The sequence below is a fragment of the Fontibacillus forbon genome (assembly GCF_046559655.1).
Lineage (GTDB): Bacteria > Bacillota > Bacilli > Paenibacillales > Paenibacillaceae > Fontibacillus.
The window spans coordinates 482168-498501 of sequence record NZ_JBKGFV010000003.1; the positions used below are offsets into that span (position 1 = coordinate 482168).

The window sequence follows — 16334 nt, forward strand, 5'->3', positions numbered from 1 at the left end:
GGAGATGGACAACATGCATAAGGAGCAACCGGAAAAGGGAAGTCAAAAAATCAGCTTCGGCATTATGGGAGGGGGCTGGCGCGCCGAGTTTTATCTGCGGATCGCGCAGGCGCTCCCCGACGAGTTTGAAGTCAGTGAAATCTGGATGCGGGATGAAGCGAAAGGGCGAGAGACGGAACAACGCTGGGGCGTTAAAACGACCGCCGATCTCGAAGGGTTTCTCGAACGGCGCAATTTTTCTTTTGTCGTGCTGTCTCTGTCCCGCAGCGTAGCGGCCGAGTATATTGCAAGGCTGGCCGGCTTGGATATTCCGGTGCTGACGGAGACGCCGCCCGGAGTAAGCCTCGATGAATTGCTCCGGCTATACGACAGCGTCGGCGAGGCCGGCCGCGTGCAGGTGGCCGAACAGTTCATTCATCAGCCGATGCATGCCGCGAGGCTGGCGGTTGTCTCCTCGGGACTGCTCGGCGGAGTGTCCCATGTTCAGGTGTCGGCGGGCCACGGGTACCACGGGGTCAGTCTGATCCGGCATTTGCTTGGGGTCGGCTTTGAAGAAGCGGAAATCAGCGGCCAGCAAATCGTGACGCCCTTAATTAAAGGGCCGGGGCGTAACGGGTTACCGCAGAAGGAAGTACTGGCCGACTCCAGGCAGGATTTGGCCCTGCTGCGATTCGGAGGCCGCAGCGCCCTGTTCGACTTCTCGTATGACCAGTATTTCTCCTGGATCCGCCGCCACCGGATTCTCGTCCGGGGGCATCGCGGCGAACTGGAGGGGCGGGAAATCCGGTACCTCAAGGATTACCGGACCCCCGTCACCCTGGAACTTCGCAGGGTGGATACCGGACAGGACGGGAACCTGGAAGGCTATTGTCATGAGGGTATTCTCGCCGGTTCCGAGTGGGTGTACCGGAATCCGTTTCCGGGTGCCCGTTTGAGCGACGAGGAAATCGCTATGGCAGTTTGCCTGCGGAACATGGCGAAGTATGTTCAAGGAGGACCGTCCTTTTATAGCCTGGCGGAGGCCTCCCAGGATCAATATTTGAGTCTGCTCATGGCGGAAGCTATTGAGACGGGAGAGACGGTAACGTCCGTACGGCAACCGTGGGCGCGGGACCTCTTACGTTAAGCGGTCTACATGATGCTGTGCCGCTTTGCTTTGGACGTCAGGCCGCGCCGGGCGGTCCGTTCGGAGTCCCAACGGAAGGTGAAGATAGCAACGGCCAGAAATAGAACGGCGAATCCGGCCAGGGCCGCCAGCGCGGTCCACAAATCCATGGAGAAGACACCAGGGCTCGTAACGGCGGTGTTCATGGCCCGCACGAAATAGTGGAAGGGCTGAAGCTGCCCGAAGACCCGCACCCATTCGGGCGCATGCTGCAAGCTGTAAAATGCTTCGCTGGTGAAGAGCATCGGAAAGCTGATCAGGTTCGAGATCATGTTGACGTTGCTCTCGTCACGGGACAGGTTGGCGGCAAGAAAACCGACCGCCGTGAAGCAGACCGAGCCGATGAGCAGCACCAGAAGGATGCCTAGCAGGTTTTCTGCGCCGAGACCGATCCCGAACAGTAGCGTGCCGGTGATCAGGATGCATGCGCTCACAACTAAGGTCAGCGCCGTCCGGGCCCCCGTCGTAGCCGTGATAAACGCAGCGATGGAGAACGGGGTTGCCCGCAGCAGCTTATAAACGCCGCGGTTGCGGTGCGCCATTACGTTGAATGCGGTGACCATCGTGGACCCGAACAATACATTCATCGTGAGCACTCCGGATAGCAGTCTCTCGGAATAACCGGGTTGATTCAAATACAGCCCCAGTCCGCAAAGCATGGCGATCGGGAACAAAATCGTCCAGAATAGGGTGTGGGTATCCCTGACAATACCGCGTAACATCGTTTTAAAAATCGTGTACATCGAAGTTATTCCTCCTGATCCCCGGATAACCGGATATATAATTCTTCCAGATCGCCTGCCCGGTATTCCGCGAGCAGGCTTTCCGGCGTGCCGTCGGCGATGATGGAGCCGCCGCAGATCATGACGATCCGCATGGCCAGCTTGTGGACCTCCTCCATGTCGTGGGAGGTGAACACCACGGACGTGCCGCCATCGGCCAGCGACGTAATCAGTTCACGGACCTCGCGGCGCGCTCGCGGATCGAGGGCGGCGGTCGGTTCGTCGAGGAACAGAAGCTGCGGGTCGTGCGCCATCGCCATGGCGATGGCCAACCGCTTCTGTTGTCCTCCCGACAACCGTTCCGCCGGGGTTTTCGCCGCGTCCCCGAGTCCGCACCGCTCCAGCAGACCGAGCGCGTCGCGGTCTGCGAGCCTTACCCCGTAAAACGCGGCGAACATGGCCATATTCTCCTTGGCGTTAAAGCCGGGGAAGAAGGGGGTGCTTTGAAGCTGAACGCCGATATGACGGCGCGGTTCAGCGCACCAGTAGCTTACCGACCCTTCGTCGGGACGGCGAAGCCCCAGCAGAAGATCGAGGGTCGTCGATTTCCCCGCCCCGTTCGGGCCGATGATGGCCAGCACCTCCCCTTCGCGGATTTCCATGCTTAGGCCATTCACGGCGTGCTTTTGCCCATACTTTTTGACCAATTGTTTAGCTTCGATTAATAGAGACGGTGATATCATCATTAAATCCTCCTTTGACCAATATTATATATCCAATGTTGGATATTGGGGTAAAAAAAGAGATAGACTATACTATACTACGCAAGCTTATGGTTCCCCTACGGGAATCTCCTTCTATTTGTCCACCCAGCGTGGAAAAATCCGAAACAATGTCTTTCAAAAGGTGGACATGATTCTGAAAAAGAGATATCTTCTCCGTTTTGAAAAAAATCCAAATGTAGATGCCGGTCGCTCGAAATTTACTATATATAGGTTTTTATCTTTGAAGTAGCTAAATTGTGTCGTGTCCACTTTTAGGTGGACATTTTTGGGATTTGTCTGTGTTGGGAGTACAAAAGAGAACGAATTAAGGGGAAAAAATATCAAGATTGTTCCAATAAACCGATGATTCGGTTCAAGTAATCGATGTCCAGTTGCAGCAGAGCCATCGCGTTATCGAAGGAAGCTTCCGCAAAGGCGTTTATAGCGCCGTGGTTTCCCTTGAGCTCGCGGCCGATTTTCCAAAATGCCAGGGTTTCTTCAACCTGTTGTAAATTTTGCCGCAGGAGCGGTATCGCTTCTTCCTTCGGAACCGTTTCTACCCAGCTCAGCGCAAGCGAAAAATCCGATTTCACCGAATGGGGATTCAGCGTCAACGATTCGCGGACCATCCGTTGAAACATGTCTTCTCCGGCTTCCGTGATGGCGTAAATTTTGCGTAGCCTCGCGCCCGTGCGTTCCTCCGCTTCCGTGCGGATCAGTCCGTCTTGCTCCATTTTGTTCAAAGCATAGTAAATTGATCCCGACAACAGATTGGCCCAGGTGTCTACCCGGCTAGTCTGGATCAGCTGCTGAATTTCGTATCCGTGCATGGGTCTGTCGCGAAGTAAGGCTAATACAATCAGATTGGTCACAAAGTTTCTCCTTCAGCAATTGCGGCAAGAAATTATTTGCTTTTGACGTCGAATATCCAACGTTGGTTATTTATGGTTTGATTATAAAAAGAGGAAGCAGAAATGTCAAGCGGCGGATAGTTATAGCGTAAAATAATAAAGCCGGACCATGTCCGCAAAAATGCAGCAAGTCCGGCTTCGGGAAATGTTAATGTTCCATCATTCGCTTGGGAGTGTGCCCGGTCCCGTTAGGGATAGGACGCCCCTCTTTTTCTTAGAAGAATGTTCAAACTCCCAGCCCTGAGTTTCTTGATGCTAGAAGCGCCGCTTCTTCGGGGCGATCATGACGCCGGCGCCGATGACAATGAGGGCAATCGCCAGCAGCGGTTGGCCTAAAATCATCTTGTTATACAGGGTTCCGAATGAGAATACGGCGAAGAACAGCAGGGACAGCACGCCCAAAATATTGATCGGGATCAGCAGCCATTTGTTGCGGTTTCCGAACCAGTAGAACTCGAATAGGCCGACGGCGGGGGCCAGAATGAAGCCGGGCCAGAGGTATTGCCAGCTGTCGAACAGGGTGGATATTTGGCAGACCAGTCCGACCGTAAACAGGATTCCGCCGGGAATGAGAAGTCCGAGGGCTCTCCGTTCCGTCAGGGAGAAGTACAGCCAGTGGAAAAACAGTCCCAGGGGGATAATGAACAGCGTCGGCCAGAAATGGCCGATGAGCGAGCCCGAACTCATGGCTTCCTTGCGGAAGAAGAACAGGTACACGCCGAGCAGGATCAGTACGGGACCGAGCCAGGTTTTTTTGTTCATGTGGATCAAATCTCCTTCGTCTATGTAATCATCTTTTCACAGCATACAATAAAAGCGGCGCTGTATCTTCGGTCTCTGGGGAAGTTAAAGACTGGACCTTAGTCCAGTTCATGGCTATCTAAAAATTTCCCGCTCCAATGTGAAAAAGATCATGTATAATTAAAGTGTGATATTTTTAACACACTATAGGACATGGGAGCGTGAATCAACGGGTGAATATATGGACAACTTTTAGGAAGGCATCCCGGTTTCAGGTCATTCCCGTGATGCTGGTTCCTGTATTTCTTGGCGCACTGGGGGCTTTTATGTGGAAAGGCGTTTTCCACCCGGTGCTGTTTGTGATTACTTTGATCGGCGCGGGAGCGGCGCATTTGTTTTCGAACATGATCAATGATTTATGGGATTACCGCAACGGGGCCGATGTAATGGCCAAAGAGACGCCGGAGGTCATTTCGACGAACTCCGGTTTTTTGTCGGGTGGTCTGATGTCGGAGCGTACGTTTTCTTCGATGACCTGGTCGCTGCTTGGACTGGCCGTACTATGCGGCGTTGTTTTAAGTTTATATAGCGGTTGGCCGGTGCTTGTATTTGGCGGTTTGGGCGGTTTGATCGCCTATTTTTACGTGGCTCCGCCGATCCGGTTCGGGTACCGCGGCAAAGGGCTCAGCGAAGTGGCAATTCTGCTGTCCTTCGGCGTGCTCCCGGTAATGGGGGCCTATTACGTGCAGACCGGAGATATAAGCTATCAATCCGTGCTGCTCTCGATGCCGATCGGATTGCTGACGACGCTGGTGCTGTTCAACCACCACTTTTTGCACTGGCAGGCGGACAAGCAGGCCGGTAAAAATACGCTGGTCGTCGTCTGGGGCGAAAGAAGGGCGCTGCAATTCTCAAAAGCTTTATTGTTTTTGGCCTATATTTTTCTAATTCTATGCGCGGTGACCGGAATCCTGCCGCTTTACTCCTTGCTTGCGCTGCTTACGATCATTCCCCTGTACCGGGTATACGGGCGGCTCCAAGCGCATAATCCTTCCGCGGCTTATTTGCCGCTGATGGGTGCGTCCCTGCAAGCCTCCATCCGCTGCGGTTTGGTGATGATGGCGGCGCTGTTGGTGCAAGGTTTTATTCAATTGTAAGAGTTCATTTACATTTACTTGGGAAGCGAGGTCGAAGAGGATGGAACAACAAAAAGTATTCGGTGATTTCCATACGATATTAAATGAGGGTCAAGTTTGGAAAATAGGCGGTTTCCCGTTGCCGGACGGATCGTTTTGGGAATATCGGGAGCCGGAGGCCGTAGTTATCGTTCGCAACGGAATTCTTTACTGCCGTGCTCCGCTCAGCCGTCAGAACCATCAAATTCAAATTTTGGACAATGCCAAACATATGTACTACTCCGTGGAGGACGTCGTAGTCCCGGAATCCGGGGAAGTCAGCTTTGAACTGCAGATCCGCGCCCGTTCGCAAAACACGGCGCCCGGCGACCTTTATGACGGTTATGTATCGCTGAACTTGCTGGATTTCACGACCGGCGCGGCGCTCGATTTTTTTGCGGGTAACGACAAGTATGCCAGCGTCTACGCGGTGCTGCCATTCCCTGGTGTGGAAGTGCCGAGTAGCGATAAGACGAAATATTTTTGCGTGTTCAAGGAAGATACGGATTTCAAAGCACGGGAATTTAATACGTACAAAATCACTTACAATCGCGGCACCGATGAAGTCGTCTTCTACGTAAACGGCACGGAAATCCGCCGGGAGAGCGGGGTTCCCATCAAATTCAACCGGTTCACCATCGCGCTCGGCATCATGACCGAAAAAGACCTTACTCCGGAAGGCAGCGTATCCGTTCACGGCCAAACCGTGATCGCCGAATGGTCGCCGGTTACGGTGACGATTAAGGAGTAGGAGAGGGGAGCACCTTTTTTCCTAAACTGTGAATGCGAATAAGAATGAGAATGAGAGAGGACCGATCGGTCCTCTCTCATTTTTTTCTCCATAAGGTAGCGGATGCATATGGGCGGAAGCCGATTCGATAGTAAAACGTTTGGGAAGAGCCGACAAGAACGGTTTTGGCCCCGAGGCTATGAACCCGGCGGATTCCCTCCAAGACTACGGCCTTTCCGAGGCCCCGCTTCCGGTAAACGGGATCGGTAGCCACTGGCTCGACTACGGCGTAGCCGGCTTCCGGTTCGTACCACATGCCGCAATAGGCCGCGAAGCTTCCGTCGGGAGCGATGGCCGCCACCTTGAGGCTCAAATCCACATGGGGCCGCAGCATTTCGGCTTTCAAGGCATGTTCGCGCTCTGGCGTGTGCAGGTACTCCCCCTCGCCGTTCAACTCGTGATTAAATCCTTTCCAGAGAACGCGTCCGTATTGAAACAAATCGAGGGATTTCTCCAGCCCCGTGAGCGTAAACCCGGGAGGAAGCTCATACTGGACAGGCGTGGCATCCGGATAATACACGGAGTCGTGCTCCCGATGCTCCGTGGCGAAATAACCGAGTTCGGCCGCCATCTGCTGAAAATCGCGATCCGTATCCGCAATCACGATGGAAAACTCGCCGTTTTTCGCGAGATGTTCCTCCGCATACCGCAGCATTTCTTTTTTCAGAGAAGAATAAGCGGGCAACGTTAAACAATAGGCCGTACCAAGCTGGCAATCGAAAGTCGCTACCCCTACGAGCGCCCCGCGATGTTCCCACATCCCGATATTGCCCACTGCCGACTGGTCGAGAGAGGTATGCGTGATCATCCAATCCCAGCGGGCATAAGTAAACTCAACCGGCCCCAGGGTAATCAAAAAATCCCTGATCCGGTCGGAGTCCTCGGTCACCCCCGGAGAATTCGTATATTGTCTAAACGTGATCGGCATCCGAACAGCCTCCCTTTATATAGATAAATACATTATAGAAGGCTGTATATTTTTCAAATATATCAACTTTGGTTAGGAATTGTTTTGTACATTCAAGCCCATGAACAGGGTGGATATCAACAATACAGTTAACCGCACCTCCCACAGGGCGATAAATCGCGCCGTTAGGCGCGCTATTGAACACACCACCAAGAGCACCACCAAGAGCACCACCAAGAGCACCACCAAGAGCACCACCAGAGCACCACCAAGAGCACCACCAAGAGCACCACCAAGAGCACCACCAAGAGCACCACCAAGAGCACCACCAAGAGCACCACCAACCTAAAGCGCCGTTGCCCGCAAGAATAAAATCGTTCCCTCCGTCAAAGGCTAGGAACAGGCTGAATCCGGATGGAGACAGCACAGTAGACATCGGGAGGGTCCCAACATGACGAGCAAGCGAGAAAAGCATAACCGGCGCTTCGGAAACGGAAGCAGCAACGGACAAAATGCCGCCACAGGCAATGGCGGGGAAGGCCGTGCGGGACGGCTGAGCCAAATCAAGAACAATCCATCTCCGGGAAGCGATGTTCCCAACGAATTCATCTCCGGAAGGGACCTTTATGATCACTAACGGATGACCCTGGCTAAAAACAAACAGAAAGCCGCCTGCCCGGCTTAAATCGGGGGCGGCTCCTGTCTTATTGACCGGAATGCCAATTTGTTCAAGACGGGTTCGATTCTTAGCTCTTGGTGCCGTGCTGTTTGGTAGGAAGGCGGTCGGAAGGCGATCCTTTGCCGTTCTTTCGGTTGCGTTCGTCCTTTTCCTGCTTGTCGTGAATCTTCTCGACGAACTCATGCAAATTCTCCACGTAACATCCTCCTTTGCAGGGTCGTTGCGATGTGTTTCTCGCAATTTTACTATGCCACATTCGGCAGGGTTTCATCCCGGAATGCTGCGCAATCGCCTTTAGGATACGGGGCTCAAAGCCGAGGTGGTGTGTCAGGAGAACTGGCCTTCTGTTTGCTCCCAGCAGTAATCATTTAGCAGCAACTTTTGCGTTAAGCTGTTCTTCTGACAAAGCTGTGTACGGGGAAAAGCTACCTGGAAAACCATAACACTGCACCAAGTACCCTATTTTTACGCATATAGTACTCATACGACCCGAAATACTGCAAAAGTACATCAATTTTTTCGACGCCAGGACGAAGTAAGCATTAATAATGCAAAAGTACATCATTATCACAAATATTCGCCCATATAGCCGCAAACTCAGCAAAAAAGATGCACTTTTGCAGTAATTAGGCTTACGGTCTGATAGACTGGCCTGAATTACTGCATTCTTGCATCTTTTTGCGATAATGGAATTCAATTGTCAGCAGGCTCAGGTCAGGGTTCAGGTCCGTTAGGCCTGAACTGGAGCCGGCCTTTCTTCGCCGTGCCAGAGCTGGCGGAAGCTGTCGCTCACGGCGAGCAATTGCTCCGCCGTGCCCTCGGCTTCAATCGTGCCGTCTTTCAGCACGATGATGTGGTCCGCGTGCGAGAGCGCGGCCTTGCGGTGCGACACGACGAGGCAGGTGGCCTCGCCCCTGTCGCGGAACAGCCGCTCCCACAGCTTGCGTTCGGTTTCGACGTCGAGCGCGCTCGACAGGTCGTCGAACACGTACAGCTGTGCGTCGCGCACGAGCATCCGCGCAGCCGCGGTCCGCTGGACCTGGCCGCCGGAGAGCTTGACCCCGCGCGGCCCGACCATCGTGTCGAGGCCGTGCTGGAGCTGCGCCACGTCGTCTTCCATGACGGCGGCGTGCAGCGCCTGCTCCAGGCTGCCGCCGTCGTCCGGCAACCCGAGCAGGATGTTGTTCCGCAACTTGTCGCTGTACAGGCGCGGAATCTGCGCCGTATAAGCGCTCTGCGGCGGAACGAAGAAGTCCGCCGGCGCCTCGACGCGCTGGCCGTTCCAGGCGATCTCGCCGCCTTCGGCCGGCAAGAGGCCGAGCAGCGCCCGCAGCAGCGTCGTCTTGCCGGAGCCGATCATGCCGGTGACCACCGTGAACGATCCGCGGGACAGCCGCAGATCGATATCCTGGATGCCCCGGCCCGTTTCCGGGTAGCGGTAAGTGAGCCCGCTTACCTCCAAGACTTGCAGCGGCTCCGCAACATACTCCGCCGCCTCCTCCGCGGCTAACCCGCCTCCGCGTCCCGCTTTCGCCGCCGCTTTCGCGCTCTTGGCATCGGCCGCGGCAATTTCGGCCCGCGTCCCTGCGGCAGCCCCGCCGCCCGCAGTTTCCGCGCCCGCAAGCCCCGCGGCTTCGCCCCACCGCCGCTTGCCGAGCCCGATGTAGGCCGGCGCGGTCAGAATCCGGGCCGGCGCGCCCTGGAGCATATCCTTCAAACGTCCAAAGCTGATAGCCATTTGTTTATAGAACGTCATGAAGTTCCCCACATTGGAGATCAGTTGGGTGACGAAGGTCAAATAGTAAATGAATAAGGACAAGTCGCCGACCGAGAAGGTCCCGCTGCGCATTTTGTAGCCGGCAAGGACGAGAATCAGGCCGGTGCCCAGATTCACGGAATTCGTGAACACGGAGGACAGCGCTTCGGTAATCAGCTTATCTTTGACCATCGACTCGCGGCGGGCGTCGCTCAGCCGTTCAAACCGGCGCACGATCCGCGATTCGGCCCCGGCGACCTGGATCGCCTGGACGTTGGAGAACATCTCGCTGATCGAGCTGGTGACTTTGGCCGTCGCGGCGCGGCTGGCCGCGCGGTATTTCTGGATCCGCGCCGTGGCAACCTGCGCCGCCGTCACGACCAGAATCAACGGGACGAACACGAAGAACGTCATCTGCCCGTCGATGGAAATCAAAATATAGCTGGATACGATCACGAAGCCGATCAGCCCGAACATATCGACCGACCAGCTCATCGCCTCTTCCGATTGATCGACATCGTCCCGGAAATTGCTGATCGCTTCTCCCGGCGAACACGGAATTGCCTTGGCCCCGGGCTCCTTCAGGACATGGGCCAGCATATTCCGCCGCAGCAGGGCGCTGATCCGGAACCGGTAGCTGGCATCGGTCCAGAAGCCTCCGGCGATCAGCACGATCCGCCCCAGCGCGGCAGCGACAAGCAGGGCGGCGATGCCCCAGACGCCGTAAGGGAAATTATAGCTCCCCTCAAGGTAGTCGAAGAAGGCCTTGGTAATCAGGCCCACCAACAACGGAGCCATATGGATGATCATCCACGCGAACAGATTGGCAAAATAGAAGACAGGCCGGTAACTGAGCAGTCTCCAGAAAAAATGTCTTGTGCTCATGCCAGCACCTCCTCAAGTCCAACGGCCAGCATCCGGCTGAACCGGGAATCCGGGTTGCCGGCGAGCTCCGCCCGTGAACCGTTCTCTACGATCCGGCCGCTCTCCAGGATCAAAATCTGATCGGCCCGCTGTACCGTCGAGAGCCGGTGGGCGATCATGATGCACGTCCGCTCTTCCAGCAGGCGGCTGATTGCCGCCTCGATCCTGTTTTCGGTCAGCGGATCGAGCCGGGAAGAGGCTTCATCCAGAATGACGAGTCCCGGATCGCTCAAGAATACCCGGGCGAAGGCGAGCAGTTGGGCCTCGCCCGCCGACAGGCTTCCCCCGCCGGAAGACAGAATGCTGTCCAGTCCGTCCGGCAGCGAGGCGTACCATTCTTCAAGCCCTAATTCCTTTAGGACGGCCAGAATGTTTTCGTCATCGATACGGTCATCGAACAAAGTGAGATTGTCGCGGACGGTTCCCTCCATAATTTCGATATTTTGGGTGACCATCGCTACCCCGCTGCGCAGTTCGTGCAGCTTGCAGTTGCGAATATCGACGCCGGACAGCTCGATGGAGCCCTCTTGAGGATCATAGAAACGCAGCAGCAGCCGGGCCAGCGTCGATTTGCCGCTGCCTGTTCTCCCTAGTAGCCCGAGCGTTTGGCCCGGCTTCAAGGAGATTTCCAACTCGTGCAGCGTCGGTTCGCCATCTTCTTCGTAAGCGAACGTCAAGCGGTTAAACCGCACGGACAAGGGTCCCGACGGAAGCGGAGCGCCCGGGCCGTCGGCAATTCGCGATTTCGTTCCGAGCAGATCGCGGACGCGAATGAGGCTGGCGTCGGCTTTTTGCAGGTCTTCGAGCTGGGTGCGGATTTTTTCGATCGGCTTCGCCAGCAGCTCGGTATAGTAGAAGACAAGGTAAACGGAACCGATCGTAAGCTCGCCCCGTTTCCAGAGCCAGGCGCAGACGATGAAGGCGGCGGCGTTGCCGAGCGCAAACACGAGGATGGTTGTGCCCCACATCATCCCGAAGCCCATAAAAGCCCGGATCCGCACCGGCAGCATCCGCCGGGACAAGTCGTAGAAGCGGTTCATGACATAGCCGGCAGCACCGTTGGCACGGGTATCCTCGGTTCCTTCCAGGTGCTCGCCGATGAACCCGTAAAGCTCGGCGTTCTGAGCCCGCCATTTCTTCCAGATCGGAACGGTGAATTTGCGGATCTTCTGGATGACAAACACGGCTCCCACCACGAACAGGGACATGACCGTCCCGATCCAAATATTTTCACGGAATAATAGAAGTAAAATGCCCAGCATGAGCAGGATGTTGCCCAGCAGGTGAATCATAAAGCTGGAGAAAAAGTTGGCGAGCGCGTTGACGTCCCCGTCGACCCGTTCAATCAGCGCACCGGAGGTATTGGATTTATGGAACGACATGTCGAGCGAGAGGCAATGTTCCACCAGATCGGCCCGCAGCCGGTTGGTCGTCGTCCAGCCCAGGTTTTCGCTGTAGTAGGACGCACATACGGAGATCACCTGCTGGATCAGCGAAAAGCCGATGAAGATCGCCGCCGCATAATACAACGCAGTCAAACTGCCTTCCCCTTGGGCCGTATCGATGAAATAGCGGATGACCTGCGGATTCACGAGCTGCAAAGCGATGGACAACAGCAGGAGGACAGCCAGCCATATCAAGAGCTTCCGCTGGGGGAATACGTACCGGGTCAGCATTTCCCGGTAATGTCCAAGGGACCTGCTCCTTCGTTTGTTGCTTCCTTTCGGTGTTTCGGTTTGTTCGGTCAAAGGGGACACTCCTTCCAAATAACGCATCTATGTATATTCCGTTTAGGAGCGCCGATGACAGGTCGTTCCTAATATTCTCCAATTTATTTTATACAAAAACATATGTTCGTACAATAGGGTTTCAGCAGTAAATTGAGAGTTGTCCTGGTAAAATTTAAATTTTAAAACGGTTGACAGTGTGAAAATTGGCACGGTATAATTCTAGCTAATTGATAATGAATATCATTATTAGTTAATCGTCTGTCCTGCCGGCAGCGAATCACTTGAACTTCCTCCAGGCCAGAGGGAGCAAAGTAAGGACGAACACATGAAGAAGAAAACACTTACCATTTTAATAGCCCTATTAATCGTACTATCTATTACATCCCTGTTTATCGGAGCCTCGAGCATGTCACTCTTAGATCTGTTCGGACCGGGAAGCGGGGAGGCCTGGGAACTGCTGTGGATCAGCCGGATTCCCCGGCTGGTCAGCATCATTATTGCCGGAGTCAGCATGAGTATCGTCGGTTTGATCATGCAGCAGCTGACCCGGAATAAATTCGTGTCGCCTACGACGGCGGGCACGATGGATTCCGCCAGCTTCGGCATTATGGTAGCCCTGCTCTTGTTCACTTCGGCGGGAGCACTCGTCAAAATGTCCGTAGCCTTTGTATTCGCACTGCTAGGAACCTACATATTCATGGCAATCCTGAACCGGGTCAAGTACAAGGATACGATCTTTATCCCGCTCGTCGGGTTGATGTTCGGCGGAATCGTCAGTTCGGCGACTACTTTTTTTGCATATAAATACAATTTGATTCAGAGCATGTCCGCATGGTTGTATGGGGATTTCTCCATGATCATGCAGGGCCGTTACGAGCTGCTGTTTATCAGCGTGCCTCTGGTGGCTGTTTCCTACATCTACGCCAACAAGTTTACCGTCGCAGGCATGGGCGAGGAGTTTTCCGTCAACCTCGGTTTGAACTACAAGCAGGTCGTTAACATCGGGCTCGGCCTGGTGGCGCTCGTTACCTCGGTTGTCGTGCTGACGGTCGGGTCGATTCCTTTTCTCGGATTGATCATTCCCAACCTGGTCACGATATTTCGCGGTGACAATCTGAAAGGAAACTTGACGTACACGGCTTTGCTGGGCGCGGTGTTCGTGCTGGCCTGCGACATTTTGGGCCGGGTGATCATCTATCCGTACGAGGTGTCGATCGGACTGACCGTCGGGGTGATCGGAAGCGGTATCTTCCTGTATCTGCTGTTGAGGAGAAAGACATATGAGCAATAAAGCCAAACTATGGACCCTTGCCGGAATCGCCGTCCTGCTTGCCGTTGTTTTTATGACGATTGATGCGGGAGGGCACTGGGATTATATCCTGCCGAGACGGGGCAAAAAATTGATCGCCATCCTCCTCACGGGTACTGCCATCGCCTTTTCGACCGTGGTGTTCCAGACGATTACGAACAACCGGATTCTGACGCCGAGCATTATCGGCCTGGATTCGCTGTATATGCTTCTCCAGACGGTGATCGTTTTTCTGATCGGGGGGGCGGCCCTGACCATGATGAGCAAAAATTTGCGCTTTGTCCTGGCGGTCGGGCTGATGGTCGTGTTCGCCATGCTGTTGTACAGAATGCTGTTTCGCAGGGAAGGGCGCAACATTTATCATCTGCTGCTGATCGGACTCATTTTCGGAACCTTTTTCTCTAGCGTGACTTCGTTCCTGCAGAAACTGATCGATCCGAATGAATTTCTGGTCATTCAGGATAAAATGTTCGCCAGCTTCAACAACGTCAATTCCGATCTGCTATGGCTGTCGCTTGTCGGCGTCCTGCTCGTGGCACTTTATTTTGCAAGATTTACCAAGTATTTGGATGTGCTTTCTTTGGGCCGGGATCATGCGGTCAACCTGGGCATCAGCTATGAATACGTCGTCAAGCGGATGCTGATCGTCGTCGCGATCCTGATTTCGATTTCGACCGCGCTGGTCGGGCCGATTACGTTTCTCGGCCTGCTGGTGGCCAATGTGTCTTATCAGTTCCTGAACACCTATCGTCACAAAACGTTGATCCTCGGCGCTTCCCTGGTCAGTTTTATCGCCCTTGCCGGAGGCCAGTTGCTCGTCGAGAAAGTGTTTACCTTCTCCACTTCGCTAAGCGTCATCATCAACTTTATCGGCGGGGTGTACTTCATCTATCTGCTGCTAAAGGAGAATAAATCGTGGTAAAGGTCAGAGGAGTTTCCAAACAATACGGCGGTAAAAAGGTCGTCGACAACGTCTCGCTGGAGATCGAGAAAGGAAAGATCACTTCCTTTATCGGGCCGAACGGGGCGGGGAAGAGCACATTGATGTCCATGATCAGCAGGCTGATTGCCAAGGACGAGGGCGAAGTCCTGATCGAAGACCGGGAGGTCGGGCAATGGAAAAGCGGGGAGCTTGCCAAAAAAATATCGATTCTCAAACAGTCCAATCATATCAACATTCGGTTGACGGTGCGGGATCTCGTGAACTTTGGGCGTTTTCCCTATTCGCAGGGACGCTTGAATAAGGAAGACGAAGCCCATGTGGACGAAGCAATCCGCTATATGCACCTTGAAACGATGCAAAACAAATTTCTCGACGAACTCAGCGGGGGTCAGAAGCAACGGGCGTTCATCGCCATGGTTATCGCGCAAAACACGGAGTACGTGCTGCTTGACGAGCCGCTTAACAACCTCGATATGAACCATTCGGTACAGATTATGAAGGTGTTGCGCAGGCTGGTCGACGAGCTGGGCAAAACGGTCGTACTGGTCATCCACGACATCAATTTTGCCTCCTGTTACTCCGACTATATTGTTGCGCTGAAGGACGGCAAGGTGGTCAAGGAAGGCAAGACGGATGAAATTATCGAGCCGTCCGTGCTGCGCGAAGTTTACGATATGGAAATTCCGGTTCAGGAGATCGGCGGCAACAAGATTTGCGTGTATTTCAAATAATAAAAAGAAACGGGAGTGTAATTACGGTGAAAAACAAAAAAATCGGTCTGATCTTGACTACGCTGATGATGGTTGTTGTTCTGGCCGCTTGCGGATCCAACAACAATAACGGTAACGGCGGGAACAATGGCGGCAATGAGAATGCCGGCGCCAATACGGGGAGCACGAATACGACTCAACAGGCGGCGGCCGCGCCTGCCGAGAATGAAGAGCTTACGATCAAGCATAAGCTGGGCGAGGCCAAACTGAAGAAAAACCCTGGCAACGTAGTGGTGTTCGACTATGGCGTGCTGGAAACGCTCGACAAGCTGGGCGTGGAAGTTGCGGCTGTACCGCAAGGCAATTTGCCGGGCCATCTGAAAAAATACGAAGACAGCAAATACAAAAATGCGGGTACGTTGTTCGAGCCGGACTTTGAAGGGTTGAACGCGCTGGATCCGGGCGTCATCTTCATCTCGGGCCGTTCGTCCGAAGCTTATGAGGAATTAAACAAAATCGCTCCGACGATCTTTATGGGCGTGGACACCGCAAATTATATGGGCTCGTTCTCGGAAAACGTAAAAACGCTCGGCGAAATCTTCGGCAAGGAAGCCGAAGCGGAGCAAGAGCTTACGGCAATTAACGATTCCATCAAGGCCCTGAATGACCAAGTTTCCGCCAATGGCAAAAAAGGTCTCGTCATTTTGACGACCGGCGGCAAAGTCAGCGCCTACGGTCCGGGATCGCGCTTCGGCATCATTCACGACGTCTTCGGCGTTGCACCGGTTGACGAGAATCTTAAGGCGGATACCCACGGGGACTCCATCTCCTTTGAATTCGTTGCCGAGAAGAACCCCGATTACCTGTTCGTCGTAGACCGTGACGCGGTCGTAACGGAAGAAGGCAAGCAGGCCGAACCGGCTTCCAAGCTGGTGGAGAACGATCTCGTGAAAAAGACGAATGCCTACAAAGACGGCAAAATCGTTTACCTTGACGCGAGCTACTGGTACCTTTCCGGCGGCGGATTGCTGTCCGTACCGGAAATGCTGAAGGAAGTGCAGGAAGGGATTCAATAATTATTCAAAACACCGTCCGGAGTAAGTTCCGG

16 protein-coding genes are annotated in these 16334 nt (G+C 54.2%); 8 read left to right on the plus strand and 8 right to left on the minus strand.

Annotated elements, in window-relative coordinates; translation table 11 throughout:
• Nucleotides 1-13: 13 nt before the first annotated feature.
• Nucleotides 14-1126, plus strand: a complete 1113-nt coding sequence (locus tag ACLB09_RS14265) for a Gfo/Idh/MocA family protein (protein ID WP_410770496.1) — start codon at nt 14-16, stop codon at nt 1124-1126.
• 5 nt (nt 1127-1131) lie between these two features.
• On the opposite strand, the gene ACLB09_RS14270 is transcribed toward ACLB09_RS14265, so the two are convergent.
• From ACLB09_RS14270 to ACLB09_RS14285, 4 genes are all read right to left on the minus strand, one after another.
• On the minus strand, nt 1132-1908 hold the full coding sequence (locus ACLB09_RS14270) for an ABC transporter permease (RefSeq protein ID WP_410770497.1): 777 nt from the start codon (nt 1906-1908) through the stop codon (nt 1132-1134).
• Between the two features lie 5 nt (nt 1909-1913).
• Entirely contained in the window at nt 1914-2633 is a 720-nt protein-coding gene (locus ACLB09_RS14275) for an ABC transporter ATP-binding protein (protein WP_410770498.1), read from the minus strand.
• Nucleotides 2634-2992: 359 nt separating this feature from the next.
• Nucleotides 2993-3523 carry a PadR family transcriptional regulator gene (locus tag ACLB09_RS14280; RefSeq protein WP_410770499.1) on the minus strand — a complete coding sequence of 177 codons (531 nt, stop codon included), beginning with the start codon at nt 3521-3523 and terminating at the stop codon, nt 2993-2995.
• 294 nt (nt 3524-3817) lie between these two features.
• Nucleotides 3818-4324, minus strand: a complete 507-nt coding sequence (locus ACLB09_RS14285; RefSeq protein ID WP_410770500.1) for a hypothetical protein — start codon at nt 4322-4324, stop codon at nt 3818-3820.
• 212 nt (nt 4325-4536) lie between these two features.
• Between ACLB09_RS14285 and ACLB09_RS14290 the strand changes: the two genes are divergently transcribed.
• Both ACLB09_RS14290 and ACLB09_RS14295 read left to right on the plus strand, forming a co-directional pair.
• A complete protein-coding gene (locus tag ACLB09_RS14290; RefSeq protein ID WP_410770501.1) occupies nt 4537-5460 on the plus strand; it encodes a prenyltransferase in 924 nt (307 codons plus the stop codon).
• A 40-nt stretch (nt 5461-5500) separates the two neighbouring features.
• Nucleotides 5501-6229, plus strand: a complete 729-nt coding sequence (locus tag ACLB09_RS14295; RefSeq protein ID WP_410770502.1) for a DUF6081 family protein — start codon at nt 5501-5503, stop codon at nt 6227-6229.
• A gap of 76 nt (nt 6230-6305) precedes the next feature.
• Here ACLB09_RS14295 and ACLB09_RS14300 read toward each other — a convergent pair whose 3' ends face one another.
• The gene (locus ACLB09_RS14300) at nt 6306-7196 is read right to left on the minus strand and encodes a GNAT family N-acetyltransferase (protein ID WP_410770503.1); all 891 of its coding nucleotides are present in this window, start codon (nt 7194-7196) and stop codon (nt 6306-6308) included.
• Nucleotides 7197-7626: 430 nt separating this feature from the next.
• On the opposite strand from ACLB09_RS14300, the gene ACLB09_RS14305 reads away from it, so the two are divergent.
• On the plus strand, nt 7627-7812 hold the full coding sequence (locus ACLB09_RS14305; RefSeq protein WP_410770504.1) for a hypothetical protein: 186 nt from the start codon (nt 7627-7629) through the stop codon (nt 7810-7812).
• A 109-nt stretch (nt 7813-7921) separates the two neighbouring features.
• On the opposite strand, the gene ACLB09_RS14310 is transcribed toward ACLB09_RS14305, so the two are convergent.
• The 3 genes from ACLB09_RS14310 to ACLB09_RS14320 form a co-directional block, all read right to left on the minus strand.
• On the minus strand, nt 7922-8050 hold the full coding sequence (locus ACLB09_RS14310) for a DUF4023 domain-containing protein (RefSeq protein WP_410770505.1): 129 nt from the start codon (nt 8048-8050) through the stop codon (nt 7922-7924).
• A gap of 534 nt (nt 8051-8584) precedes the next feature.
• Nucleotides 8585-10495 carry an ABC transporter ATP-binding protein gene (locus ACLB09_RS14315; RefSeq protein WP_410770506.1) on the minus strand — a complete coding sequence of 637 codons (1911 nt, stop codon included), beginning with the start codon at nt 10493-10495 and terminating at the stop codon, nt 8585-8587.
• On the minus strand, nt 10492-12210 hold the full coding sequence (locus ACLB09_RS14320) for an ABC transporter ATP-binding protein (protein WP_410770779.1): 1719 nt from the start codon (nt 12208-12210) through the stop codon (nt 10492-10494). Before ACLB09_RS14320 ends, ACLB09_RS14315 begins: the two co-directional genes overlap by 4 nt.
• Before the next feature lie 379 nt (nt 12211-12589).
• Between ACLB09_RS14320 and ACLB09_RS14325 the strand changes: the two genes are divergently transcribed.
• From ACLB09_RS14325 to ACLB09_RS14340, 4 genes are all read left to right on the plus strand, one after another.
• Complete coding sequence (locus tag ACLB09_RS14325) at nt 12590-13555, plus strand: ABC transporter permease (protein WP_410770507.1); 966 nt, start codon at nt 12590-12592, stop codon at nt 13553-13555.
• Nucleotides 13545-14495 (plus strand): iron chelate uptake ABC transporter family permease subunit, encoded by a 951-nt coding sequence (locus ACLB09_RS14330; RefSeq protein WP_410770508.1) that lies wholly within the window; start codon nt 13545-13547, stop codon nt 14493-14495. Before ACLB09_RS14325 ends, ACLB09_RS14330 begins: the two co-directional genes overlap by 11 nt.
• Nucleotides 14489-15247 (plus strand): iron ABC transporter ATP-binding protein, encoded by a 759-nt coding sequence (locus ACLB09_RS14335; protein ID WP_410770509.1) that lies wholly within the window; start codon nt 14489-14491, stop codon nt 15245-15247. Before ACLB09_RS14330 ends, ACLB09_RS14335 begins: the two co-directional genes overlap by 7 nt.
• Before the next feature lie 65 nt (nt 15248-15312).
• On the plus strand, nt 15313-16302 hold the full coding sequence (locus ACLB09_RS14340; protein ID WP_410770780.1) for a siderophore ABC transporter substrate-binding protein: 990 nt from the start codon (nt 15313-15315) through the stop codon (nt 16300-16302).
• The last annotated feature ends 32 nt before the right edge of the window (nt 16303-16334 follow it).